We start from the raw sequence: 24,257 nt of genomic DNA, 5'->3' as shown, positions 1-24,257 counted from the left end.
GTCAGTCGTTCAGCCGTAGCGGCTCGTAGGTCCTGAACGGCGAGACGCCCGCGGCCTCCACGGCCTGCCGGTAGGCGGCCCACGGTCCCGCGAAGAAGGCGTTCGTGGCGTCGAGCACCTCGCGGAGTTTGGCCTCGGCCGCGTCGAGGGCGATCCGGTCGGCCTGGCCGGGCGCGTCGTAGGCGCTCTGCAGATACCGTGAGGCCGTCTGCAGGCGCGCCGTCAGCACCTCGGGGTCGCGGCGGATGCCCTGCACCTCCTTGCCCCGGATCTGCTCTTCGATGGCCTTGAGCGAGTCGAGCACGGCCTTGCCCCGTTCCTTCAGGCTCTTTGCCGTCTCGTCGTCCCGGTCGCCGAGTTGCTTGTTCACCATCTCGACCGCCTCTTTCGCCTCGCGCAGCCGGTCGGCGGCCTCGGTGGCCAGCGCGACGCGGTCCATCCACCGCCGGATGAGGGCGTCGCGGGCGGCAAGGGCCGCCGGGTCGTAGTCGATCCGCGGGTCGGGGTGGACCGTGACGGTGGTGCTGTCGCGATGGTCGCCGTGGCGGACGCGGACGGTGTAGGTGCCCGGCAGGACACGCGGCCCGCCCGGCTCGGCGGCGTCCGGCTTCGGCTTCGGCTGGCCGGGGAAGCGGACGCCCCGGCGGTCGAGCTCCCAGTGGATGCGGTTCAGCCCCGGCTCGGCCGGCCCCCGGAGCGTGCGGATGACCGTGCCGTCGGCATCGAGGATCTCGACGGTCACCCGGTCCTCCTTCTTGCGGCCTTCGGCCTTCGCGGTGTCGGCGCCGGCGGCCGCATCGGGCGGGTTGACGACGTACGTGATCATGGCGCCGTACGGCCGGTTCTCCCCGGCGAACATGCCCTCGGCGATGAAGCGGGTGCCGGCGGCCTCCTTGTACTCGGCCAGGTAGGCCTCGGGCGGGTCGAAGACGTGGAGCGGCGCGTCGAGGAGGGCCGCGCCTTCCCGCGCCAGCGCCCGCAGCGGGCGGATGTCGTCCAGGATGAAGACCGAGCGGCCGAAGGTGCCGATGACCAGGTCGTGCTCGCGCGGGTGGATGACCAGGTCCATCACCGAGGCGGTCGGGACGCCGTGCGTCCACTTCGTCCATGTGCTTCCGCCGTCGATGGAGACGTACAGGCCGAACTCGGTGCCGAGGAAGAGCAGGTTGGGCGCCACCGGGTCCTGCTCGACGACGAGCGCATAGCCCCAGACGTCGTTCTCATCCACCAGGCGCTCCCACGAGCGCCCGTAGTCGCGGGTGCGGAAGACGTAGGGCGTCCAGTTGTTGCGGCGGTGGTCGTCGAAGACGACGAACGCCTCGGCCGGGTTGTGCTTCGAGGCCTCGATGTGGGGCACCCAGGTGCCCTCGGGCACGCCCCGGATGTTGGTCACGACGTTCGTCCACGTCCGGCCGCCGTCGCGCGTGAGCTGCACGTTGCCGTCGTCGGTACCGACCCAGAGGACGCCGCGCTCGATGGGGCTCGGGGCGATCGTCAGGATGGTGGTGAAGTTTTCCGCCTGCGTCACGTCGTACGTCAGCCCGCCGCTCTCGAGCTGGCGCTGCTTCTCCGGGTCGTTCGTCGTCAGGTCGGGCGAGATGATCTCCCACGTGTCGCCCCGGTCCGTGCTCTTGTGGACGAACTGGCTGCCGTAGTAGATCGTCGCGGGATCGAACGGGTCCACGGCGAAGCCGGCGTTCCAGTTGAACCGCAGCGGGAGGCCCTCGGGGTGGACGGGCTTGATGTACTTCTGATGCCCCGTCTCGAGGTCGTACCGCACCAGGTTACCGCCCTGGCTCATGGCGTAGCCGTAGCGCGGGTTCGAGGGGTCCGGGGTGACGTCGAAGCCATCGCCGAAGGCGACCTCCTCCCAGTAGGCGTTGCGGATGCCGCCCTGACGCCACACGTACGCCGGCCCGCGCCACGAGCCGTTGTCCTGCAACCCGCCGAGGACGTTGTAGGGCAGCTCCATGTCCACGTTGATGTGGTAGAACTGCGCGAACGGCAGGTTCTCGACGAAGCGCCAGGTCTTGCCCCGGTCGCGCGAGATGTACATGCCGCCGTCGTTGCCGTCGTAGATGAGGTCGGGGTCCTCCGGATGGATCCACCAGGCGTGGTGGTCGACGTGCACCCGCGAGAAGGGCAGGTAGGTCTTGAAGTTCTTGCCCCCGTCCTCGCTCAGGTTGACGGGGGAGGCCACGTGGTAGATCCGGTTCTCGTTGGCCGGGTCCACGAAGAGGTCGTTGTAATAGAACGGGCGGTTGGTGATCTCCTCCTTGTCGTTGACGAGCCGGAAGGTGAAGCCGCCGTCGTCCGAGCGGTAGAGGCCGTTTTTCTTCGCCTCGACCAGGGCATAGACGACGTCCGGGTTGCTGCGGGCGATGGCCAGGCCGATGCGGCCGAGCTCGCCCTCGGGCAGGCCGTCCTCATGGGTGCGCCGCGTCCACGTCTCGCCGCCGTCGAAGGAGACGAAGAGGCCGGAGCCGGGGCCGCCGGACGTGAAGAACCACGGCCAGCGCCGGAACTCCCACATGGCGGCGATGAGCTTGTCCGGGTTCGCCGGGTCCATTACCAGGTCGGCGATGCCGGTGCGCTCGTTCACGTAGAGAACCTTCCGCCAGGTCTTGCCGCCGTCGGTGGACTTGAAGACGCCGCGCATCTCCGTCTCGCCCCAGGCCGGCCCCTGCGCGCCGACAATGACGACGTCCGGGTTGTCCGGATGCACGAGGATGCGGTGGATGTTGCGCGTCTCGTCGAGGCCCAGGTGGCTCCAGGTGCGGCCGCCGTCGATGGACTTGTAGACGCCGTTGCCGCTGGTCTGGCTGTTGCGAGGGTTGCCTTCCCCGGTGCCCACGTAGAGGATGGACGGGTTTTTCTGGTAGACGGCGATGGCGCCGATGGAGGTGACGGGCTGGTCGTCGAAGAGGGGCTCCCAGTCGATGCCGCCGTTGGTGGAGCGCCACAGGCCGCTGGCGGCCCCGCCGACGTAGATGATGTCCGGGTCGCTGTGGACGGCGTCGATGGCCGTGACGCGGCCGCTCATGCCGGCCGGCCCGATGGCGCGGGCTTTCAGGCCCGCCAGTTTCGTCGTGTCGAGTTGCTGGGCCGGGGAGGGCGTCGCGGAGAGGAAGAGCAGCAGGAGACCGAGGCAGAGGCGGTTCGGGAACGCTCGGAGCAGGTGCATGGTGGGAATGACGGATTTTGGTGGGGGGAGGGCGTCCGATGCGGCGCATAAACTACAGGATCGAAGCGCTTCCGGCAAGGGGTGGGCAGGGAACCGGCCGGCCGCCTCTCGTTTTCAGGGGAAGAACAGTCCGAATACAATCCCGTTCTGCGATGCCGGTACAGGAAGCCCTGCGGTTCATCCAGGCCGTCCGCCGGGAAGGGGCCCTGCAGGCCAGTCTGCGTGCCCTGGACGACCCCTCGGATCTCGATCAGGTCGTTCGGATCGGCGCCGGTGCCGGGTACGATTTTTCAGTCGAAGAATTGCAGGAAGCATTTCGTCACGACTGGGCCATGCGGTGGCTGCACGTCAACCGCCGGCCTTAAACCGGAGCGCCGGGCGTTTCCGGGGTCAACCAGGTGTGACCATAGCCGAGGTAGGCTTTGGCTTCGGTGTCCCGGTGGGGGGAGAGGCTGAGCTTGAGATGGTTCACGAGACGTCCCAGGATGCCGAACCGGTTCGCGGGTGCCAGGAGGGAGGCCGTGAGCAGGGCAGCCGGCCAGGGGGATGAGGTGTCCGGGGGGAACAGCATGCCGGGCCATTGCAGCACCGCGTCGCGTTTGGCGGGTGTGCAGAGCCCGTGGTGGACGAGTCGGTCGAGCAGCTGGCTCCACCGGGGTTCCTGCGCCGGCTGGCGCTCGAAGAACAGCTCGACCCCGAGGGTCGGGTAGAGGTCGTGGCCGGCGTCGAGGTCGATCATGAGCCCGTCGACGAGCGGAAAGAGCATCTCGGCCAGGGCCTTGAGCACGGCCCGGGGGCCGGACCAGCCGAGGGCATCGAGGAGGGGAAAGAGGGTATGGGGAGTGAGCCCCTTGAGGTTGAGTCGCACGGCGTCGACCGGGCGGGCCAGCATGAGGCCGAGGTGCGACACCCCGGCCGGTTCGTCCATGGCGGCCAGGCACCGGGACAGCGTCGCCCGCAGGGCAGGATGTAGCGGCCGATCCTGGAGCGAGGTCAGAACGTGTTCCAGCACGTCGAGCGTGGCCGGCTCGCGGAAGCCTGCAAAGATTGAGGGCGGGGACGGCCGGCTTGTGGTGGCGGCCGGGAGGTCGAATTCCATCCACACTTCGGCGACCTCGCGGCGGAGCCGGGAGGAGGGATCGGCCCAGGAGAGGCCGAAACGGTGGAGTGCCTGCCAGGCGGCCGGCGGCTCCGGCAGTCCGGTGAGCAGGGTGGAGAGGTGGCGGCTCAGCAGGAGGGCTTCGTCCGTGCGGATGCATTGCTGGAGATCCACCTGCGGGTTGGAACCCAGACGGCACTCGAAGCCCAGGCGTACGAGGGGGGCCAGCAGGCGGGTCTGCCGCTGCAGGGTGGTCACGGCCTGTGGGGAGAAGAGGGCCGGGGGCAGGGCCGGGCGTGCCAGGGCCAGCGCGGCGGCCAGCACGTCCTCCCGTGAGGGGAAGTGCACGGTGGTGGGATCAGGAGACAAGGCCGGCTGCGTCCTGGAGGAGGAGTTCACAGGTTGCCGTCAGGGTATCGAGCCCGTCGGGACGCTCGAGCTGGCGTACGGGGACGCTTGCGGCCAGCCGGCCCAGTACGGCGAACTCGCGGGCCTCGCCCGCCTGGTCGAGTGCCCAGCGGGCGTAGGTGTGTGGCAGCAGCGCCAGCAGGCCCGTGGCCGCATGCAACGGCACGACCCGGGGAAGGGTGCGGCCGGGGTCTCGTGGTCCGAGCAGGTACACGGCCGCGATCGGGAGGGGATGCATCGCCGCTGCGAGCCCGGCCCGGTCCAGCGAGAGGAAACGCTTGTCCGGCAGCGTTTCCCGTCCCGGCCAGACCGGTTCCAGCGCAGCCGGTGTCCAGTAACGTGCGACCAGGTCGGCCCGGAGGCGCAGGCGCGGCAGGCCGGGCAAGACGTGGAGCCCGCCCGTTTCTTCCACCAGGGCCGCGATGTCGTCGGTCACGACCGGACAGCCCATCCGGGCCAGCATGACGGTCGTGGACGACTTGCCCGCCCCCGTATGCCCGGCGAGCAGGATCGCCCGGCCATTCACCGCGACGGCGTTGGCATGCAGGCACGTGACATTGCGCAGGCGTAGTACCTGCCCCAGCACGGGACCCAGCAACAGCGTTGTCGCCTCCTCCAGCGTGACGGTCGCCGACCGCCTCATGCGGATCCGCTCTCCACGCGGGGCCAGGTCGAACCGGACGAACTCGGATCCCTGGGCGTAGAGCAGATGGACGTGTGCCCCGGCTGCGTCCCGGGTGATCCAGCGCTTGAAGCTTTGTCCGAACGGGTTGTGTACCTCGTCGGTGAGTTCACCCCTTGCATCCGTGTCGGAGAGGTGCAGGGACGGCCCGGTGAGTTCGAGGAAACAGTCCGGCGCGGCAGCCGTGTTGGCCGGGGTCAGTCCGGGCACTGGCTGATCCGCACATAGCCGGAGACCGTACACCTCGTAATGCCATCGGTCAGACACGGGCGGCCCGGTTTAAGATACACCGTGTCCGCCTCCGCCGTGCTTCCACTTCCAGCCCCAGAGGGTTTCCGCGTTTTGCAGATCCAGGCTGGCCCGGGTCAGGGCAGCAATGTCGCCGTGGACGGTGAACCGGGGACGATGGTAGGGTTGCTTGCGCTCCGCGACTTGTTCGGTATGCATAGTCGTTTCCGGTTGGGTGAAGGGGATTCGACCGCCGGGGAAGCAGGGTGATAAGTTTTGAGTGGAATTGCCTCGGAAGGCGTTATTCGACGAGCTGAATCAAGTCATGTTCTTTCAACCGGGCGACCAGCTCGCCGAGGTCATGTCGAAGTACGTCGGGAGAGACGTCGTATTCCTGCAGCAAGGCTTCGCAGGCGCGCTGTACGGTGCCGTGCGCCAGCAGGGCGCGCCACATACGTGTGCCCACGTCGTCGAGCCCGTAGTAGCACCCCCGTCCGGTGTGCAGGAGCACGGTTTCGCCGTTGAGCTCCTGCGCCAGGACCTGCGGTGAGGGCATCACACGAACGCCCTCGAATGAACCCGGATGCACGGGCTGGGTTTCTGACCTGCTCATGTCTATGCGGATTGGCGAGGGAAAGTTACATTTTTCGTGCACAGGGACGCTACCAAGGGTGTCATGGCGTGCGGCGCCGGTGAGACGTTGCCCGACCTGTGGACGGCGGCGGGCCTGCGTTTCAGATTCGCACCCTGTGCGGCTACGCCGGCGGGAAAATCCGGAGGGTGGGTCTTATGCCGTCGTGCCCGTGGACGATACCGGTTCGAGACAACACAGCCGGAACGACCCATGCAGGAATCGACCGAGCCGGCGCTGCACGAGCGCCTGGAAAAGATCATTGCCCTGGCCGAACAACTGCGGGCGACGGAGGTCTGGGACCGGGACGGATATGAGGCCGCCCTCGTCGCCGCGGACAGGCTGTGCGACCATGCCATTGCCGTGCGCTGGTGGCTGCTGCAGGACGCCCGCAGAGGAAGCGGACGGCCGAGCAAGCCGCCTGTGGCGCAGCGATCCGCACAGGTACGCCGGCTGCTGGAAGGGAAAGGGTTTCGGATTCGACCAAACCCGTCCCAGACCAGCCCGGAAACGGGCGATGAGGACGGGGACGCTAGCCGCTGAAGCGATACCCGACGCCGTAAACCGTTTCGATGTAGATCGGTTCACCCGGGTGGAGCTCGATCTTCTTTCGGATCGAAGCGATGTGCCGGTCGATCGTGCGCGTGTTGATTTCCGGGCTGATGCGCCACACGTCGCGCAGGAGCTGTTTCCGGTTGACGGTGCGCCCGCGATGCCGGATGAGGTAGTGCAGGATGTCGAGTTCCAGGGCGGTGAAATGCAGGACCTCCCCGTTCCGGTGAGCCGTTCGGTTTTTGAAGTCGATCTCGACGTTTCCAATGCGGACGGTGTGCAGCGGTGCTGCCTCCGAGGACGAGAAGCGCTGCAAGAGGGCGCGCACGCGGGCCGCCAGTTCCTCCGCGTCGAACGGACCGGTGACGTACTCGTCCGGCATGACGTCGGTCGCCTGCGTGTTGCGGGCCTCTTCGGCGGCGAGCATGACGACCGGTGCCTCGAAGCCGTTCCGGCGCGCCTCACGCAGCACGTCGAGGCCGTCATGCCCGGGCAATCCCCGCTTGATCAGCACGATGTCATAGGGCGTCTGTGCCTTGATCAGTTGCAGGGCCTGATCGCCGTCGCCGGTGCGGGTGACGGTATAGCCGAGCAGGCGGAAAAAATCCTCCAGTTCGGTTCCCACCTCCGGGTCGTTCTCTACGATAAGCATCCGCTTCGCGGGAGCTTCCATCTTCCTCACGTCTCGTTCAAAGTACGGCCGGGCTTGTCGCAGCAGGTCGGTCTTTGGCGTGTGACCGCCGGAGCGGGTCGCCACACGGGACGGTGATGCCTGGGGTGCGTGAGACATGACTGGGGCTCAATATACTGTTAAAATCGTAAACCGGAAGAACCCGCACCCGTGCCGGCGCGTCACTCCTCACTAAAGACCCTGAGCCTGTATGAGCGACTACCTCGTCGTTATCGTCTTGACCTTTGTCGGGTTTGTGGTGCTGGCAGCGGTTCTGCTCGTCCCGGTCTACCTCTTTCTGAAGCGTGAGGAGCGGGCCAGCCGGTCCTGGACACCGGAAGCGCTGGCCCGGCGCTACCAGGAGCAGGCGCCTCCCACCAACGGTACATCGCGGGACATGTCCAAAGAAGACGGATAGGACGCGGGTTTTCAGATGGCGGCGGCCGGCCCGGCCGCTCATGGCCGGTGCTCGACGAAGAGGAGGGGTTCCAGATCGGCGAGCGTCTTCGGGCCAATGCCGCGTACGTGTACCAGGTCGGCGACGCGCCGGAAGGGGCCGTGTGCTTCCCGGTAGGCAACGATGCGGGCGGCCAGCTTCGGACCGATGCGGGGCAGGCGCTCCAGCTCCGGGGCCGTGGCGGTGTTGAGGTTCACCCGGGCGGGTACCGCCGGTTCACCGGGTACGGACGGTGTCGCACCCGCCGGGGACGCCGCATGGCCGGCACGTTGCTCCGGGACGTTGCGGAAGGACCGGGCCCGTTCCGCGAACTGCCGGTCGGTATCCGTGGCCGGGGCCGGGAGGGTCATCCGGCTGTAGACGTGGCGCACCACAAGGCCGGAGAGCAGGACCAGGACAACGAAAAGCAGGGCGGTGCACTCCTGGCGGGTCAGGCCGATACGATGCTGGAGGCGGTACAACCAGTTCATGAGGAGACGGGGTGTACGATGCCGGCAAGTCGCTTCAGGCGCTACACGCCTCATTCGTAACCAAAACACACCGGGTACCTCCCGCATAACCCTCTTCGAACGTTCTTCATCTTTCTTTTGGGGCACTCGGGCGTTTCACCCGGTGGAATTCCTTGCGGAGCGGAGGCTGCCCGATGATCATCCGAACCGATGCGGTGGTGCTGCGGGGCATGGATTACGGCGAGACGAGCCGGATCGTCACGTTGCTCACGCGGGAGAAGGGCAAGGTCGCCGTGCTGGCCCGGGGCGCCCGCCTGCCCCGGAGTCGCTTCGGGTCGACGTTGCAGCCGATGTCCTACGTGCAGGCCGTCTTCTACTACAAGCCGACGCGAGGGCTGCAGACCCTCACCGAGAGCGCCCATCTCCAGCGCTTCCCCGGGATCGGGCAGGACATGGAGAAGATCACGGTCGGGCTTCGGATGATGGAGCTGACGGCGGCACTGCTGCAGGAAGAACAACCCCTGCCGGCCGTGTTGTCGCTGGTGCTTCAGACGCTGGCCTGCCTGGAGCACGCGGGGGAACGGGTCGCCAACGTATGGCCGTATTTTCAGCTCCGGCTGGCCGGGATGCTGGGCTTCGCCCCGGCGGTGGAACGGTCGGCGGTGGAAGCCCTGCCGGAGACGGGGGGGATGCTTGCCCTCGATACGGGCACGATCCTGCCGCCGGAGCAGGCGCCGGGCGGGATGCGGGCCTCCCGGGCTGCCCTCCGGGCCTTCGCCGTCTTCGCCCGCGCCGAACTCGACGACGTCATGCGGATGCGGCTGCGCCCCGAGGTGCAGCGCGACGTCGATCACCTCATCGAAGCCTATCTCAAGTACCACGTCGAAGAAGCCTATCCGCACCGGAGCGAACGGGTGATCGGGCAACTCTTCGACCGGCGGCGCCATACGGGCTCGTGAATGCCCGGCCGGCGCGGCATGGGCACGGGCCTTTTCCGTGGCGAAAGCCTGGATGAACCGGTACGTCTTGACCTTGTCGTTCGAACGTCAGTATACTGTGCAGGGCATGTGTAAACCGCCAGCCATCCACCGTGAGATCATGAGCCGGAAACACCTGACCGCCAAACAGCGCGACTTTCTGCTTTTTCTGAGGGACTTCATCGCGGAGCGGGGCGTCTGGCCGACCTACCGCGAGATCGTCGAGCATTTCGGGTACCGTTCCCCCAACAGCGTGACGCAGAACCTGCAGGCCCTGCACAAGAAAGGGTATCTCCGGCGGGATGCGAACGGGTTCCGGCTGGTGGAAGAGAGGCTGCCGCAGCAGGAAGCGCACGGCATCCCCATCCGGGGCATCATTTCGGCGGGGCGGTTGCAGGAAGCCGTCGAAGAGCACCTGGGCACCATCACGCTCGAGACCCTCTTTCCCAACCTGGATCGCATCTATGCCATCCGCGTCGCCGGGCAGTCGATGCAGGGCGCCGACATCCACGACGGCGACTACGTGCTGCTGATCGACGACGACATTCCCAACGGCGGCATCGGCGCGGTGCTGTACAACGGCGAGACCTCGCTCAAGCGCATCTATTACGACGAAAACGGGCTGCGTCTCGAACCGGCCAACGAGGAGTATGAGGACATCTACATCCGGCCGGACGTGTTCGAGGAGGTGCGCATCCTGGGGCGGTACGTAGGGCATGTGAACCGCAACGGCATCTTCAAACGCACGACGGGCCGGGCCTGAAGCCGCCCGGATCTTTGGGACGGCATGCATCGTGCAATCCCGGTCCGGCGCAGCGCGTCTGGCGGTGCGCCCGGGCTTCCCCTCCTTTTTCGACGTTCTGTCCGCACATACATGACTCCTCCCAACTGGCGCCAGAACCTGTTGCGCAAAGGCGGCGGTTTCTGGAAGAACGGCTACTGGTACGACCTGCACGTCGAGCGCCGGATGCCGCTGGTGGTGCCCATGCTCGAAGAGATGCTGGCGGCCCTGCCGCCGCTCGACGAGCACACGAGCGTCTGCGACCTGGCCTGCGGTACGGGCAATGCGGCCTTCGCGGTGGTTTCGGCGTATCCGATGGTGCGCGTCACCCTGATCGACGAGGATCCGGAGATGCTGGCCCTGGCGCGTGCCAAGCTGGGGGACCTGCGGGTCGATGCGGAAGCCTTTCAGGTCACCGTGGCGACGGATGGCGAGCCGCTGCCGGGAGGACCCTACGACGTGATCGTGGCCTCGCTGGCGCTGCACGCCATCGTGGGGCCTCAGGTGGAAGGGGCCGAGGCGGAGACCCGATACGAACTGCTCTTCCAGGGCCTGCGGGACAGCCTCGTACCCGGCGGTCACCTCATCGTGGCCGACCACGTCGGGACGCTCGGCCTGTTCCGGCAGATGAAGGCGATGGAACGGGCCGGCTTCGCCGACGTGGACTGCGCCTGGCGGCAGGACGACTTCTTCGTCTGCGGCGGCCGCATTCCGGCCTGACGGCGCTTGCGTTCTTTCCCGGCAATGGCGTATATGCGGGCGACCGCGCCGGGTGAGCAGTGCACCCGGGCATGCTCCTGACGACCCGGAACGCAGCGTATGACCAGCACAGGGACGCCGGCCCGCCAGCTCGTGGGCATCGATGTAGGCGGCACGTTCACCGACTTCGTGTGGTGGGTCGATGGACGGCTGATCGTGCACAAGATCCCGACGACGCCGGCGGACCAGAGCCGCGCCGTGGTGGCGGGGCTCGAGGCGCTCGGGGTGGCACCCGGTGCCCCGGTCGTCCACGGCACGACGGTGGCCACGAACGCCCTCCTGGAACGACGCGGCGCACGGACGGCGCTCGTCACCACCGAGGGGTTTGCCGACGTGCTGGCCATCGGCCGGCAGGACCGCCCGCACCTCTATCGCCTCAGCCAGGAGCGGCCGCCCCCGCTGGTGCCTGCCGCCTGGCGCTTCGAAGTGCCCGAACGCCTCGACCACCACGGCCGCGTGCTGATCCCCCTCGATGAGGCCGCCGTCGAGCGGCTGGCCGCCCGGCTTCGCGAGGAGGCAGTCGAGAGTGTGGCCGTCGTCTTGCTCTTTTCCTTCCGCGCACCGGCACACGAACGTCGCATCGGCACGTTGCTGCGCGAGCGGTGTCCCGGCCTGGCCGTCTCGCTCAGCAGCGACATCCTGCCCGAGTACCGGGAGTATGAGCGTACGGCGACGACGGTCGCGAGCGCCTATGTGCAGCCGCTGGTGGCCCGCTACCTGACGCGCCTCGGCCGGGCGCTCGGCACGCGCTCCCTCCGTGTCATGCAGTCGAACGGGGGCACCATCGGAGCCGGGCAGGCGGCGGCCCAGGCCGCCCGGCTCGTGCTCAGCGGGCCGGCGGGCGGCGTCGTCGGGGCGATGGCCGTGGCCGCGCGGGCGATGCAGACGGCCACGCCGCACCTCATCACGTTCGACATGGGGGGGACGAGCACCGACGTGGCCCTGTGCCCCGGGGCCGTCCCGCATACCGCCGAGAGCGTCATCGACGGAGTGCCCCTGCGCCTGCCGGCCGTGGACATCCACACCGTCGGCGCCGGGGGCGGCAGCATCGCCCGCGTGGATGCCGGCGGGGTGCTCCGGGTGGGACCGGAGAGCGCCGGCGCCGACCCCGGACCGGTCTGCTACGGGCGCGGCGGTACGGCGCCGACCGTCACCGATGCCAACCTGGTGCTGGGGCGCCTCCACCCCGGGCAGTTCCTCGCGGCTGGAGAGGATCCCGCCGCGGGCGAAGCCTCCGGACGGACCTCCGCGCCGCCCGCCTCCCCGGCGCGTCCCCTCCGGCTCGACCCCGACGCCGCGCATGCCGCCCTGGCTCGCCTCGGAGAGCGCCTCGGGCGTTCCGCCGAAGCCGCCGCCCTCGGGGTGCTCCGCGTGGCCAACGCGACGATGGAGCGGGCCCTCCGCCGCGTCTCGGTCGAACGCGGGCACGACCCGGCCGCACACGTACTCGTACCTTTCGGCGGGGCCGGCCCGCTCCACGCCTGCGATCTGGCCGCCGCGCTCGGCATCCGCCGCGTGCTCGTGCCGCCCAACCCCGGCGTGCTCAGCGCCCTCGGCCTGCTCCTGGCCGACGTCGTCTACGATGCCTCGCAGGCCGTGCTCCGGGATGCCGCCGCCCTCGTCGCCGATCCGTCGCCGCTCCGGGACGCCGTCGAGGCGCTGCGTGCCGACGTGTGTGCCGTACTCGAGCCCGCCGGCACCGGCCGCCGGGACGCCCCCGGTGTGGTGCTCTCGGCCGGGCTCGACCTGCGCTACGCCGGGCAGAGCTACGAGCTCGAGGTCCCGCTGGCGCTGCCCGTCACCGGCGACCATGTGAGCCAGGCCGTGTCGGCCTTCCACGAAGCGCACGCGCGGCGCTACGGTCACGCCCGACCGGAGGCTCCCGTCGAGGTGGTCACGCTCCGGGTGCGCGGTACGGTGCCCGGCCTGCCCCTCGACCTGCCGCAGGAACCGCCTGCCGGTACCGATGCCGGCGTGGCCCGCCTCGGCACGCACCCCGTCTGGTTCGGCGACAACGGTCCCACCCCCACACCCGGCTACGACCGGGCCCGCCTCCGGCACGGCCACCGCTTCGAAGGTCCCGCCATCGTCTTCCAGTACGATACCACCGTGGTCGTTCCTCCCGGCTGGGCGGCCCGCGTCGATGCATGGCGTAACCTGTGGGTGGAACGCCAGGAGCGCAGGCCGTAGCTTACCGCCAGGCCTCCGCTGCTAACGGCTACACCATGGCGATGCGAACCTGCTATGCTTTGCTGCTGGGCATGACCCTGGGCGCCTGCATCGCCCACGGGCAAGCCGCCGGGCCGCCGTTCGCGTGGGAACGGGCGACGGTCTGTTTCGTGACGACGGACCGCTTCGCCGGCCTCACCCGTGACGTCGAGGCCGGCTCCTTCGAGACACTCGGCATCGACGCCATCGCGCTCTCTTCTCCCTTCGAGCAGGTCCACGGCCGGGTCGACGCCGGGACCTTTCTCGGCGGCCAGGTGCTCGACTTCACGGAACCCGATGCCGCCCTGGGGAGCCGGGAAGACTTCCGACGCTTCGTCGACGCGGCGCACGAACGGGGGCTCCGGGTGCTGATCGCCCTCACGCTCAACCATCCCGGACCGCCCACCCCGGCGGATATGGAGGCCTTCGGGTTCGGCGCCCCGGTGGGCGATGCCGGGCGGCACCCCGGCGTCCCGGACGACACGGCCTGGGCCCGCTGGTGGGGACCGGCCTGGGTGCGGGCCAACCTCCCCGGCTACGACCCCTGCGGCACGGACGAGACGACCGCCTGCCTGCACGGCCTGCCCGACTTCAAAACCGCCTCCGGGCAGCCCGTGTCCATCCCGGCCTTTCTCCGGAAAAAATGGGGAACGGAGAAGCTCGCCGCCGAACAGGCCGCCCTCGAAGCCTTCTTCGAACGCACGGGCTATCCCCGAACGCCACGCTACCACCTGATCAAGTGGGTCACGGACTGGGTCGAGCGCTTCGGTATCGACGGCTTTCTCGTCGACGCGGCGAACCACGTGGAACCGGAAACCTGGCAGGCGCTCCGCCGGGAAGCCCGGCGTGCGTTCCGGGCGTGGCAAACCGCCCATCCCGGCCGTACCCCCGGCGGCCACGACTTCTGGATGGTCGCCCGCCTGACCGGGGACGACCGCCCGCCCGCCGCCTACCAGGGCTTCGATGCCGTCGTCACCGGGCTTTCCGGGGAGCTCCTGGCCTCCACGGCGCGCCTGGACAGCCTCTATGCCGCGTATGCGGCCCGCCTGTACGCCGGCGACGGGCCGCACGTTCTTACCTCCCTTTCCCGGTCTGATCTCCACCGCTTGGGACGGGACCGGCTCGTCGAACTCGGGACGCGGCTGCTGCTCCTGCCCGGTGCCGTGCAACGGCCCTGCGATGACGAGATCATCACGCTCGAAGATCCCACGGGCGCAGTCCGCCGCGCGCCGGTCGGCGAACAGGTGATCGGGGCGTTTCGCCGGCGCCACCCCGCCGTGGCCGGGGGCACGCACGTCAAGCTCTCCGACGACCCCTATGCCTTTCTGCGCACCTTCCGCTACGGTGCCTACGAAGACCGGGTCGTCGTCGTCCTCGGGGCCTCCGGGACAACGCGGCTCAACGTCGCCCGTGCCTTTCCGGACGACACCGTGCTCCGCGACGCGCTCACCGGCAAGATCGGCCTGGTTTCCTATGGTCTCGTCTCCTTCCCCGCCCATGAAAGCGGCGTGCTGCTGCTCGAAGAGGTGAAGTGATCGTTCGGGATTGCAAATTGCAAATTGCGGATTGCAAATTGCGAATTGCGAATTGCGGATTGCAGATCGGGTTGCTAACACCTATCGCATGCCTCCACTCTGCAACCTGTAACCTTCAACCTGTAACCTTCAACCTTACAACCTGTAACCCTCAACCCATACATTCTTTCGTGTGCCTGGATCGGGTCAGGAGAGGTTGCAAAGGAAAATTTTGACGCAAAAAACCGGCATCCCATGATTGATCCGATCAAGATCGAGCTCTACCGGCATCGGTTTGCGGGTGTCGCCGAGGAGATGGGCGTGACGCTGCAACGGACGAGCTATTCGCCCAACATCAAGGAGCGACTGGATTTCTCCTGTGCCGTTTTCGACGGGGAGGGGCGGCTGGTGGCGCAGGCGGCCCACATCCCCGTCCACCTGGGGGCGATGCCGGCCGGGGTGGCGGCCGCGCGCGCGGCTTTTCCGGACTGGACGCCGGGCGACGTGGTGGTCTTCAACGACCCCTACGAGGGCGGTACCCACCTGCCCGACGTTACGATGGTGTCCCCGGTCTTCCTCGACGCGGCCGATGCGGCGCCGCGTTTCTTCGTGGCCAGCCGCGCCCACCATGCCGACGTCGGCGGGATGACGCCGGGTTCGCTCCCGCTCTCGACCGAGCTGTATCAGGAAGGGCTGATCCTGCCGCCGGTGAAGCTCTATCGGGGGGGCGTGCTCAATGAAGACCTGCTGCGGGTTCTGCTCCGGAACGTGCGCACCCCGGAGGAGCGACGGGGCGACCTGGCCGCGCAGCGGGCCGCGCACACCGTGGGCGAACGACGGCTGCGCGAGCTCGTGGCACGGCACGGCGCCGGGGAGGTCTGTGCCTATGCCCGGCACCTGCAGGCCTACAGCGCCCGGCTCGTGCGGGCCGCCGTTGCGACCTGGCCCGACGGGGCCTACACGTTCGAAGACCACCTCGTCCTCGACGACGACGGCGAGGCCCGCCGCATCCCGATCCGCGTCTGTGCCCGTATCCGGGGAGACCACGTGACGTTCGACTTCACCGGTACCGCCGGCGCCGTGGACCGCTCCTTCAACGCCGTGCTGAGCATCACGCAGTCCGCCTGTTACTACGTCGTGCGGTGCCTGGCCGGCGACGGCGATCCCGGCGTGCCGGACGTGCCGGTCAATGCCGGGTGCTTCGCCCCGGTGACCGTGACGGCACCGGAAGGGTGCCTGGTGAACGCCCGCCCCCCCGCCGCCGTGGCCGGCGGCAACGTCGAGACGTCGCAGCGCATCGTGGACGTGGTGCTCGGGGCGCTGGCGCAGGCGCTGCCCGGGCGCATCCCCGCCGCCTCGCAGGGCACAATGAACAACCTCACCATCGGCGGCCTGCGCTCCGATGGCCGGCCCTTCACCTATTACGAAACCATCGGCGGAGGGATGGGGGCCGCCCCGGATGCCGACGGGCTCAGCGGTGTGCACGTGCACATGACGAACACGCGCAACACGCCGGTGGAAGCCCTGGAACTGGCCTTTCCTTTCCGCATCGTGCGCTATGCCCTGCGCACCGGCAGCGGCGGGCGCGGCCGTCACCGGGGAGGCGACGGGCTGGTGCGGGCCTACGAACTGCTCGCCCCCGCGACCGTCACCGTGCTCAGCGAACGCCGGGACACCGGACCGTGGGGGCTGGCCGGCGGCGAAGCCGGCGCCCCGGGCCGCAATGTCCTCGTCCACGCCGACGGGCGCGAAGAGGTGTTGCCCTCGAAGTTTACCCGCCGCCTCCAGGCGGGCGACCGGCTCGTCATCGAGACGCCCGGTGGCGGCGGGTACGGCCCGCCGGAAAACGATACCGCGGGAAAAATGCCCATTTCTTGACGTCGCTTGAACGACAGGCGAAACGGCCGATACAGAGGAAGATGGTAGTAGAAACGGGCAGGCCGCGCCGGGTGAGAAGGATGGCTTACCGGTCCGGGACAGGGACCGGAGCGCCGCCGGCCGCAGGCCCGAACGCAGTGGTCAGATGAAGGACGCCCCCGTATATACCCACCCCACGTTCGAGCATTTCCTGCGTTTTCACCTCGATACGCTCGACCTGGGACGGGAAGAGGAAGCAACCGACCAGGTGGTGGCACGCCTCATGAGCCACCTCAAAAAGAAGGCGTTTCCGCTCGGGCGTACCACGCTCGCCAAAGACGTCCACGTCCTGCAGGGCGAGACCGGCGGGGAGAAGGGACTCAAGCTGGTTTGCACGGCCGGCGAGGCGACCGAAAAGGCTTTTCCGTTTCTGATCGAGAAGATGGTCAACGACCGGCGCAACGACCGGTGCCGGCACTACGGCCCGATCGTGATCGCCTCCGAAGGAGAGCCGCGGGAGTTCCTGCGCTACTACGACCAGGCGGTGCGCAACGTCTTCATGGTGCACATCGCCCGCTCGATCTTCTTCGATCCGGCCACGATGAAGACCTCGTGGTACGGCCAGGTCAACTCGCACCTGCACAAGCGGTACCTCGAGGAGATCGTCAACCGCATCATGACCCTCGAAGGGATCAGCCTCTTTCTCACGCCGCACCTGATGACGCCCCGGGGGCGGATGATCCTCACCGACAGCACACGCGCCGCCAGCCTCGCCATCACGCTCATCCAGCAGATCCATCCGGGGGCCTCGGACCAGCTCATCTATACGGTCGGGCTGGCGTGCCTCGTCCAGCATTTCGGGGCGCTCTTCAACGACGACGAGGACTACTATCCGGGGAAGATCTACGAAGGCATCAACGATGCGACGGTCGAAGTGCTGGCCCATCTGGGTATTCTCGAAGGGGTGCAGATCTGCGAGCCCCTGGCCGAACTCGGCATCGACGCCGGGGAGTTGCTCGAACTGGTGCGCTACCGCAGCGGCCCCCCGCCGGGATATCCGAACCGGAGCAACCTCGCGCGCATCTATTGTATCGCCATCTCCAATCAGATCGTGTCGGCTTACTTTACGGAGGAGACCCGGGTCATCGAGGACGGCGAAGCCCGGCTCGGGCACAACCCCTCCTTCGGAAGCCTCACCCGCACCATGGAACGGCTCGACCAGAGCTTCGGCGAGACCTTCTTCTATCGCTTCCATCGCGAGAAGATCGAACGCTTCATCAGCAATGCCGACCGGTATTACCGGCTGCATACCGAGGACCGGATTCGCCAGGGACAGTACGTCTCGGCCGTGGAGTACGAGGCCCTCGAGATTCGCGACGGAAAGGGGAAGACCGGGCCGGAAACGTTGAAGCAGGCCGGTTGAGAGGCCTGTGGCCGCTTTTCGAGCGGGGCGAACGTCAGGGGGTAGGATGACCGTGCGCCGGCCGGGAGGACCTTGCAGCGGGGGCGTCCGGCGTCCCGGTGCCGGCCCGGTCGGGTGCCGTGGGGTGCGAGGTGGGCGGTGCAGCTGGTAGAAAGACGGTGACCGTGGTGCCCTCGCCCGGCCGGCTGTCGACGCGGATCTCGCCGCCCATGAGCCGGACCAGGCGCGCCGTGATGGCCAGGCCGAGGCCGCTTCCCTCGTGCGTGCGGGCCAGTCCCGTCGACGCCTGCCGGAACGGCTCGAACAGGTGGGGCATGAAGGCCGGGTCGATGCCGGGGCCCGTGTCCCGCACCTCGAGGTACAGGCGGCTCCCGTCGCGGCCGGTGCGGGCCACCACCTCTCCGGTGTCGGTGAACTTGACGGCATTGCCGAACACGTGGTGAAAGATGCGCTGGAGGGCCCGCGCGTCCAGCAGCCCCCGAACGGGTTCCTCCGGGGGATCGAGCCGGAGCGTGAGCCCTTTCTTCCGGGCCGCGGCCTCGAACGCGGCGAGGGCCTCCGCGGCCGCGCCAGTCAGGTCCACCGGCTCCGGTTGGAGCACGAAGCCGTCGGATTCCAGCTGCGAGAAGTCGAGGACGGCGCTCAGCGTGTCGAGCAGGCGGTGGCCGCTCCGCGCGATCAGTTCGATGAACTCCCGGTGCTCCTCGCTGACCTCGTGTTCCAGGATCTGGGTGATGCCCAGAATGCCGCTGATGGGCGTGCGGAACTCGTGGCTCATGTTGTTCAGGATGGCGGACTTGAGGCGCGAAGACGCCTCGGCCCGGTCGCGGGCTGCGATCAGCTCGGCTTCGTAGCGGCGGCGTTCGGACAGGATCAGTTCGAGCTGTTCCTGCACCTGCTGTTCGAGGTTTTCGTTCAGGCGCTTGAGCTCTTTTTCCTGCCGGCGCAGCCGGAGCAGGTTGTCGATCCGGGCCAGGAGCTCGCGGGCGTTGAACGGCTTGGCCACGTAGTCGTCGGCCCCGTGTTCGAGGCCCGCGATCTTCCAGTCCGTGGCGGCTTTGGCCGTCAGCAGGATGACGGGGAGGTGCCGGAAGTCGGGGCTTTCCTTGACGTGGCGGAGGAACGCATAGCCGTCCATGCGGGGCATCATCACGTCGCAGAGGATCAGGTCGGGCGCGACGGCGGGCAGGCGCTCCAGCGCGTCGGCGCCGTCGACGGCTTCGGCGACCCGGTAGGCCGGGAGCAGGCAGCTGCGCAGGTAGGCCCGGATGTCCCGGTTGTCGTCGACGACCAGGATCGTCGGTGCGCCCTCCGGGCCGGTCGCGCCGGCGGCGAGGCGCTCGGGGGCGTCCGCTTCGGCGGGCATGGCTTCCCGGGGTTCCTCCACATGGAAGGCCGGCTCAACCTCCGGAGGGTCGTCCCCGTCGGCGATCTGGTCGGGTGTCAGGTGGTCCCGGCCCTGCAGCAGGCGGACGATGAACGCAGTGCCCTGCCCGACGGTGCTCTCGACGAGGATGGTGCCGCCGTGCAGTTCGACGAGCTCGCGGGCCAGCGCCAGGCCGATGCCGGAGCCTTCCTGCACCGACGAGACGATGCCTTCGACCTGGTGGAAGCGGTCGAACAGGTGCGGCAGCTCGTGCGGTGGGATGCCCGGTCCGGTGTCCCGCACCCGGATCTCCACGTACGGCGGTGCATCGCCCGCCGCGACGTCCGTGACGCTCACGGCCACCTGCCCGCCCGCCGGGGTGAACTTCAGCGCGTTCGACAGCAGGTTGAAGCAGACCTTCTCCAGCTTGTCGGCATCGTAGTAGAGGGTCAGGTCGTCCCGGGCCGCCTCGAAGGACAGCGCGATGCCACGCTCCCGGGCCAGGGAGGCGAACGAGGTCACCACTTCTTCCAGGAACGAGACCACGTTGCGCGGGCGCGCGTGCAGGGTCATCCTGCCGGATTCGAGCCGGGAGATATCGAGCAACTGGTTGATGAGCCGCAGCAGCCGCCGGGCGTTGCGCAGGACGAGGGCGAGTTGTTCCTCCAGCGCCGCGTCGAGCCGGCCGTGAAACCGGCCCAGGAGGTTTTCCAGCGGGCCGACAATGAGCGTCAGCGGGGTGCGGAACTCGTGGGAGATGTTGTTGAAGAAGCGCGTCTTGAGCTCGTCCAGCTCGCGGAGCCGTTCGGCCTGTTCCTCGATGACGGCCCGGGCCTGTTCGGCGCGTGCGCGTTGCGCTTCGGCCTCCCGGCGGGCGATCTCCGTCTGGTGGAGCGCGGCCTCGGTGCGGTTCTTTTCTTCCCGCAGGGCCCGGGTCTGCTCCTCGACGCGCCGGACGAGCTCGCGTTCGCGGGTCTTCAGGTGACGCACGCGCAGCTGGTAGCCGCCCGCGACCAGCAGCCCGAGCCCGAGCGTCGCCAGGAGGAGGAACCAGGGGGTCTGGTAGAAGTGGGGCCGTACGCGGAAGGTGAACGTGGGGCCGGTCTCGTTCCGGACCCCGTCGGCGTTGCGGGCCTCGAGGCGGAAGGTATAGGTGCCGGGCGGCAGGTTGGTGTAGTAGGCCTCCCGCCGGGGGCCGGCCTCGACCCAGTCGTCGTTGTAGCCGTCGAGCCGGTACCGGAAGCGGACGTCGCTGGGGGCGGCGAAGCTCAGGGCGGTGTAGCGGAAGGTGAAGTCCTTGCGGCCCGGCGGCAGCTCCGGCGTGCCGGACAGGGGCAGCGGCCGCCCGGCGACGACCACCTCTTCGATCACCACCGGCGGCGGGACGCGGTTGACGGGGATGCGGGCGGGATCGAGCCGGACCACCCCCTTCATGGTTGCAAACCAGAGCTTTCCGTCGCGGGCGCGCCAGGCGGCCGGCTGGGTGCCCCCGTTCGCCTCGGCGCTCTTGAGGCCGTCGGCCCGGTCGTAGACGACCGGAGCCAGGGGCACGCCGGGGTCCCGGGCGAACGCCGCGAAGGCCGCTTTGCTCAGGCGAGCGATCCCCTTGTTGGAGCCGATCCAGAGGTGGCCCGAGCCATCGTCGAGGAGTTGCAAGACGTTGTCGTTGGCGAGGCCTTCGCGGGTGGTGGCGCAGACGAGCGGCCGCTCGCCGGGGCCCGGTGCGGTGAGCAGCCGGCAGAGCCCGCCGCCCTGCGTGCCGATCCAGAGCACGTCCGGCCGCTCCGCGTCTTCCTGGATGACCAGGACGATGTCGCTGGAGAGGCCCTCAGCGGTGGTGTACGTCGCCAGGCTTCCCGCGTGGAGGCGGTGCAGGCCGTTGCCATAGGTGCCGACCCAGAGCGCGCCGTGGCGGTCTTCGTACAGGGCGGTGATCAGGCTGTGCCGGAGGTCCACGTCGGCCGTGTAGGGGGCCAGGCGGCCGTCGCGGTAGGTGTGCAGCCCCTCTTCCGTCCCGACCCAGAGTATGCCGGAGCGGTCTTCATACAGGGCGTAGACGTTGTGGCCGCGTAGCCCCTGCGTGTTCGGGAGGCAGGTGAGGCGGTCGTCGCGTACGCGGCAGAGGCCGTCGCCTTCGGTGCCGGCCCAGATCGTGCCGTCCCGGCCTTCGTGAAGGGCGTAGACGGTATGACCCGAGGGGCTGCCGGCCGGGACGGGGACGATGCGGTCTTCCTCGATACGGTGCAGCCCGCCGCCTTCGGTGCCGATCCAGACCGCGCCCGTGCGGTCCTCCAGCACGGTCAGCACGACGTCGCTGGAGAGCCCCTCGGCGGTGGTGAAGGGGATGAACTTGCCGGGACGCAACTGGTTCAGCCCGCCGCCTTCGGTGCCGATCCAGAGGGAACCTTCGCGGTCGCCGAGGAGGGTACGGACACGGTGGTGCGTCAGGCCTTCGCCCGTGGAGAAAACATCGAAACGGCCCGCGAAGCGCCGGCAGACGCCGCCGTCGAGGGTGCCGATCCAGAGCGCGCCCGCCGCATCCTCGTAGAAGGCGCTGACCATCTGGCCGCAGAGGCCGTCGGACGGCGTCAGCGTGGCAAGCCGGCCGTCGTGCAGGTAGGCGGCCCCGCCCGTGGTGCCGATCCAGAGCCCGCCCCGGGCGTCGAGGTGGAGGGCCCAGACGACGGTGCCCGGCAGTCCCTCCGTCTCGCCGTAGCGTGTGAACGTACCATCGTGGAAGTGACTGAGCCCGTTCTCCGTCCCGATCCAGAGCGCTCCTGCCGGATCTTCGAGGATCGCCAGCACCACGTTGCCCGGCAGGCCGTCCGCCGTCGTGTAGGTGGTGAAGGCGGTCCCGTCGAACCGGCTCAGGCCCCCGTCGATCGTGCCGATCCAGAGGTGGCCCTGCCGGTCTTCGTAGAGGGCCCGCACGAGGTCGCTGGGCAGGCCGTCCGCCGTCGTGTAGGTGGTGAAGGTGCCGTCCCGGTAGCGGGTCAGCCCGCCGCCGTTGGTGCCGATCCAGAGCGCGCCACTGCGGTCTTCCAGCAGGGCGCGGATCTCGTTGCTCTGCAGCGCCTCGACGTGGGCCTTGTCGAAGACCGTGAAGCGCATCCCGTCGAACCGGACCAGCCCCTCCTGGGTGCCGAGCCAGAGGTACCCGTCGCGCGTCTGCAGGGCGGTGAAGATCGAGTTCTGCGGCAGCCCGTCCTCGACCTGCCAGGCCGTGTGGACGTACTGCGTGGGGCGAAGGGCCGGGTCCAGCCGCAGCGGTACGGCCGGCTGCCCGGCGGCGGTCACCACGCCGGCGGACAGCAGGAGCAGGCTCAGGGTCGTACGTCGAACGAGAGGGGACATGAATCTCCCGGAGCGGTTCGGCAGGTTCGTGACAGACCGGGAACACCGGGGCAGCAGGGATACCCTTCTAATCGACCAGGAGCGGAGGGGCTAAAATCGCCTGCCGGAGGAGCGGGCGGAAGGGGCAGGGGTATGCCATCTTCGTTCATCAAACATTCACAAAAGACCTATTAAGAAAAGGGGGCAGATTGCCGATACCCCGGAAGCCTTTTGTTGCCTTTTCGATTTGAAGAACCTGCTCCGGGTGCATGCTCATGTCGATCCCCCTTGTTTCGCATCGTCCGGGCCGATCGGGCCCGGTGGTTTTCGCGCTGGTGCTTTCGGGGCTTCTCGCCGGCTGTGTCGATTTGCCGACGCAGGGGCAAGGAGGGGAGCCTGCGGTGCCGCTCCAGGCGGAAAAAACCCGTCATTTTCACCTGCTGGATCGGGCCATGGTGCGGGCCGGCGGCAAGACGGGAGGCCTGGTCGATGAGGTCCGGCTCGTGATCGGCTTCCGCGACACCACGGTGACGGCCAACAAGATCGTCTCCCGCTACAAGATCGTCAGTCGCTACGAGTTTGATACGGTGTTCCCGGGGATGGCCACCTCGGTGCATCCGGACTCGCTCGACGGGTTGCTTGCCGCCATGCTGGCCGATCCGGATATCAGCTGGGTGGAGCCGGACATCCCGCTGTCACTCATTGAGACGCTGGTCAACACCGTCAAGGGAACGCTGGATCTGGGGACCGGGCTGGTCGAGGGGCTGTTGTGGTATCGCAGCACCCAGGTGACGCCCTGGAGCATGGCGGCCATCGGGGCGGATCAGAGCTGGACGCGCTCCGGGGACGGCAGGGGACAGGTGGATGTGGACATCTACATCCTCGACACCGGCGCCGCCCACAGCGATCTGAACGTGGTCGAATGCCTGGAGTTCGACGGCAATACGCCGCGTCCGTGCAACCTGATAGACAGGCTGGACCTCGGGTCGCACGGCACCGAGGTGGCCGGCGCAGCGGCCGCCGTGGATGACCGGGACGGGATCGTCGGGGTGGCGCCCGGGGCGCGGATCCATGCCTTCAACGTGCTCAACGAACTGGGCACGGCCGAGCTCTCCTCGATCATCGCGGTCGTCGACTACCTGACCGAGCGCAAGCTGGCCCGGCCGTCCGTGCCGATGGTGGTCAATATGAGCTTGGGGGCCGAGGTGGGTACGACGGCCTACAACGGGCTGGACGAGGCCATCCGCGCCTCGATCGAGGCAGGGGTCGTGTACGTGCTGGCTGCCGGCAACGCCGGCATCGATGCTTCCACCGTGACGCCGGCACATGTGGCCGAGGCCATCACGGTCGGCGCCTACGGGGAAGGAGGCCGGTTCTCGTCGTTTTCCAACTATGGGCCGGTGGTGGATCTGCTCGCACCCGGGGAAGACGTCGAGACCCTTTCGCTCGGGAACACCATCATCTGGACCTCGGGCACCTCGATCGCGGCACCGCATGTGACCGGGGCCGTGGCCCTCCTGCTGGCTCGCTATCCTTCTCTGGAGCCCCGGGCCGTGGAACGCCGGCTGGTGCGCTCCGCCCGTCCCATCGTCGACGGGGTGCCGTACGGCACCACCCGGCGCAGCGTCTACGTCGGCCAGTGAGGACGACGGACGGCCGCCGAGCCGGCCGGAGAGATC

Annotated in this window: 19 protein-coding genes; 11 read left to right on the top strand and 8 right to left on the bottom strand. The window is 68.5% G+C overall.

The features are described from left to right. Nucleotide 1: 1 nt before the first annotated feature. The gene (locus tag GQ464_RS02585; protein WP_166978146.1) at nucleotides 2-3,184 is read right to left on the bottom strand and encodes a VPS10 domain-containing protein; all 3,183 of its coding nucleotides are present in this window, start codon (nucleotides 3,182-3,184) and stop codon (nucleotides 2-4) included. Nucleotides 3,185-3,336: 152 nt separating this feature from the next. Between GQ464_RS02585 and GQ464_RS02580 the strand changes: the two genes are divergently transcribed. After that, the gene (locus tag GQ464_RS02580; protein ID WP_166978148.1) at nucleotides 3,337-3,549 is read left to right on the top strand and encodes a Nif11-like leader peptide family natural product precursor; all 213 of its coding nucleotides are present in this window, start codon (nucleotides 3,337-3,339) and stop codon (nucleotides 3,547-3,549) included. On the opposite strand, the gene GQ464_RS02575 is transcribed toward GQ464_RS02580, so the two are convergent. The 4 genes from GQ464_RS02575 to GQ464_RS02560 all read right to left on the bottom strand — a co-directional run bounded on the left by GQ464_RS02575 (nucleotide 3,546) and on the right by GQ464_RS02560 (nucleotide 6,214). After that, a complete protein-coding gene (locus GQ464_RS02575) occupies nucleotides 3,546-4,652 on the bottom strand; it encodes a hypothetical protein (RefSeq protein ID WP_166978150.1) in 1,107 nt (368 codons plus the stop codon). The two genes, GQ464_RS02580 and GQ464_RS02575, sit on opposite strands and share 4 nt — an antisense overlap. Then, complete coding sequence (locus GQ464_RS02570) at nucleotides 4,642-5,583, bottom strand: hypothetical protein (RefSeq protein WP_228350532.1); 942 nt, start codon at nucleotides 5,581-5,583, stop codon at nucleotides 4,642-4,644. Before GQ464_RS02570 ends, GQ464_RS02575 begins: the two co-directional genes overlap by 11 nt. Before the next feature lie 69 nt (nucleotides 5,584-5,652). Next, nucleotides 5,653-5,820, bottom strand: a complete 168-nt coding sequence (locus GQ464_RS02565) for a hypothetical protein (protein ID WP_166978154.1) — start codon at nucleotides 5,818-5,820, stop codon at nucleotides 5,653-5,655. Nucleotides 5,821-5,902: 82 nt separating this feature from the next. Further along, a complete protein-coding gene (locus GQ464_RS02560; RefSeq protein WP_228350531.1) occupies nucleotides 5,903-6,214 on the bottom strand; it encodes a PqqD family protein in 312 nt (103 codons plus the stop codon). Between the two features lie 231 nt (nucleotides 6,215-6,445). On the opposite strand from GQ464_RS02560, the gene GQ464_RS02555 reads away from it, so the two are divergent. Then, nucleotides 6,446-6,775, top strand: coding sequence for a hypothetical protein (locus tag GQ464_RS02555; protein ID WP_166978158.1), 330 nt, complete (start codon nucleotides 6,446-6,448; stop codon nucleotides 6,773-6,775). Here GQ464_RS02555 and GQ464_RS02550 read toward each other — a convergent pair. Then, the gene (locus tag GQ464_RS02550) at nucleotides 6,765-7,457 is read right to left on the bottom strand and encodes a response regulator transcription factor (RefSeq protein WP_228350530.1); all 693 of its coding nucleotides are present in this window, start codon (nucleotides 7,455-7,457) and stop codon (nucleotides 6,765-6,767) included. The two genes, GQ464_RS02555 and GQ464_RS02550, sit on opposite strands and share 11 nt — an antisense overlap. A 208-nt stretch (nucleotides 7,458-7,665) precedes the next feature. On the opposite strand from GQ464_RS02550, the gene GQ464_RS02545 reads away from it, so the two are divergent. After that, complete coding sequence (locus GQ464_RS02545; protein WP_166978161.1) at nucleotides 7,666-7,872, top strand: hypothetical protein; 207 nt, start codon at nucleotides 7,666-7,668, stop codon at nucleotides 7,870-7,872. Between the two features lie 38 nt (nucleotides 7,873-7,910). Here GQ464_RS02545 and GQ464_RS02540 read toward each other — a convergent pair whose 3' ends face one another. Beyond that, nucleotides 7,911-8,381: a ComEA family DNA-binding protein gene (locus GQ464_RS02540; protein WP_228350529.1), complete on the bottom strand. Its 471-nt coding sequence runs from the start codon at nucleotides 8,379-8,381 to the stop codon at nucleotides 7,911-7,913. 173 nt (nucleotides 8,382-8,554) lie between these two features. Here GQ464_RS02540 and recO point away from each other — a divergent pair, with 173 nt between their 5' ends. The 7 genes from recO to GQ464_RS02505 all read left to right on the top strand — a co-directional run bounded on the left by recO (nucleotide 8,555) and on the right by GQ464_RS02505 (nucleotide 17,879). Beyond that, complete coding sequence (gene recO, locus GQ464_RS02535) at nucleotides 8,555-9,319, top strand: DNA repair protein RecO (protein WP_166978164.1); 765 nt, start codon at nucleotides 8,555-8,557, stop codon at nucleotides 9,317-9,319. Nucleotides 9,320-9,458: 139 nt separating this feature from the next. Then, a complete protein-coding gene (lexA, locus tag GQ464_RS02530; protein ID WP_166978166.1) occupies nucleotides 9,459-10,100 on the top strand; it encodes a transcriptional repressor LexA in 642 nt (213 codons plus the stop codon). Nucleotides 10,101-10,211: 111 nt separating this feature from the next. Continuing rightward, nucleotides 10,212-10,838 carry a class I SAM-dependent methyltransferase gene (locus GQ464_RS02525; protein ID WP_166978168.1) on the top strand — a complete coding sequence of 209 codons (627 nt, stop codon included), beginning with the start codon at nucleotides 10,212-10,214 and terminating at the stop codon, nucleotides 10,836-10,838. Between the two features lie 99 nt (nucleotides 10,839-10,937). Then, nucleotides 10,938-13,067: a hydantoinase/oxoprolinase family protein gene (locus GQ464_RS02520; protein ID WP_166978170.1), complete on the top strand. Its 2,130-nt coding sequence runs from the start codon at nucleotides 10,938-10,940 to the stop codon at nucleotides 13,065-13,067. Between the two features lie 35 nt (nucleotides 13,068-13,102). Beyond that, nucleotides 13,103-14,620, top strand: coding sequence for an alpha-amylase family glycosyl hydrolase (locus tag GQ464_RS02515; protein ID WP_166978172.1), 1,518 nt, complete (start codon nucleotides 13,103-13,105; stop codon nucleotides 14,618-14,620). A 234-nt stretch (nucleotides 14,621-14,854) separates the two neighbouring features. Further along, on the top strand, nucleotides 14,855-16,477 hold the full coding sequence (locus tag GQ464_RS02510; protein ID WP_166978174.1) for a hydantoinase B/oxoprolinase family protein: 1,623 nt from the start codon (nucleotides 14,855-14,857) through the stop codon (nucleotides 16,475-16,477). A gap of 145 nt (nucleotides 16,478-16,622) precedes the next feature. Beyond that, nucleotides 16,623-17,879, top strand: coding sequence for a hypothetical protein (locus tag GQ464_RS02505; RefSeq protein WP_166978176.1), 1,257 nt, complete (start codon nucleotides 16,623-16,625; stop codon nucleotides 17,877-17,879). A 34-nt stretch (nucleotides 17,880-17,913) separates the two neighbouring features. On the opposite strand, the gene GQ464_RS02500 is transcribed toward GQ464_RS02505, so the two are convergent. Further along, entirely contained in the window at nucleotides 17,914-22,599 is a 4,686-nt protein-coding gene (locus GQ464_RS02500; protein WP_166978178.1) for a two-component regulator propeller domain-containing protein, read from the bottom strand. A 380-nt stretch (nucleotides 22,600-22,979) separates the two neighbouring features. Here GQ464_RS02500 and GQ464_RS02495 point away from each other — a divergent pair, with 380 nt between their 5' ends. Then, nucleotides 22,980-24,221 carry a S8 family serine peptidase gene (locus GQ464_RS02495; protein ID WP_166978180.1) on the top strand — a complete coding sequence of 414 codons (1,242 nt, stop codon included), beginning with the start codon at nucleotides 22,980-22,982 and terminating at the stop codon, nucleotides 24,219-24,221. Nucleotides 24,222-24,257 lie beyond the last annotated feature (36 nt).

It is taken from the genome of Rhodocaloribacter litoris (assembly GCF_011682235.2).
Classification (GTDB): Bacteria; Bacteroidota; Rhodothermia; order Rhodothermales; family ISCAR-4553; genus Rhodocaloribacter; species Rhodocaloribacter litoris.
Note: the sequence above shows the minus strand (reverse complement) of the source record. Positions and strands in the feature narration are given on the sequence as shown.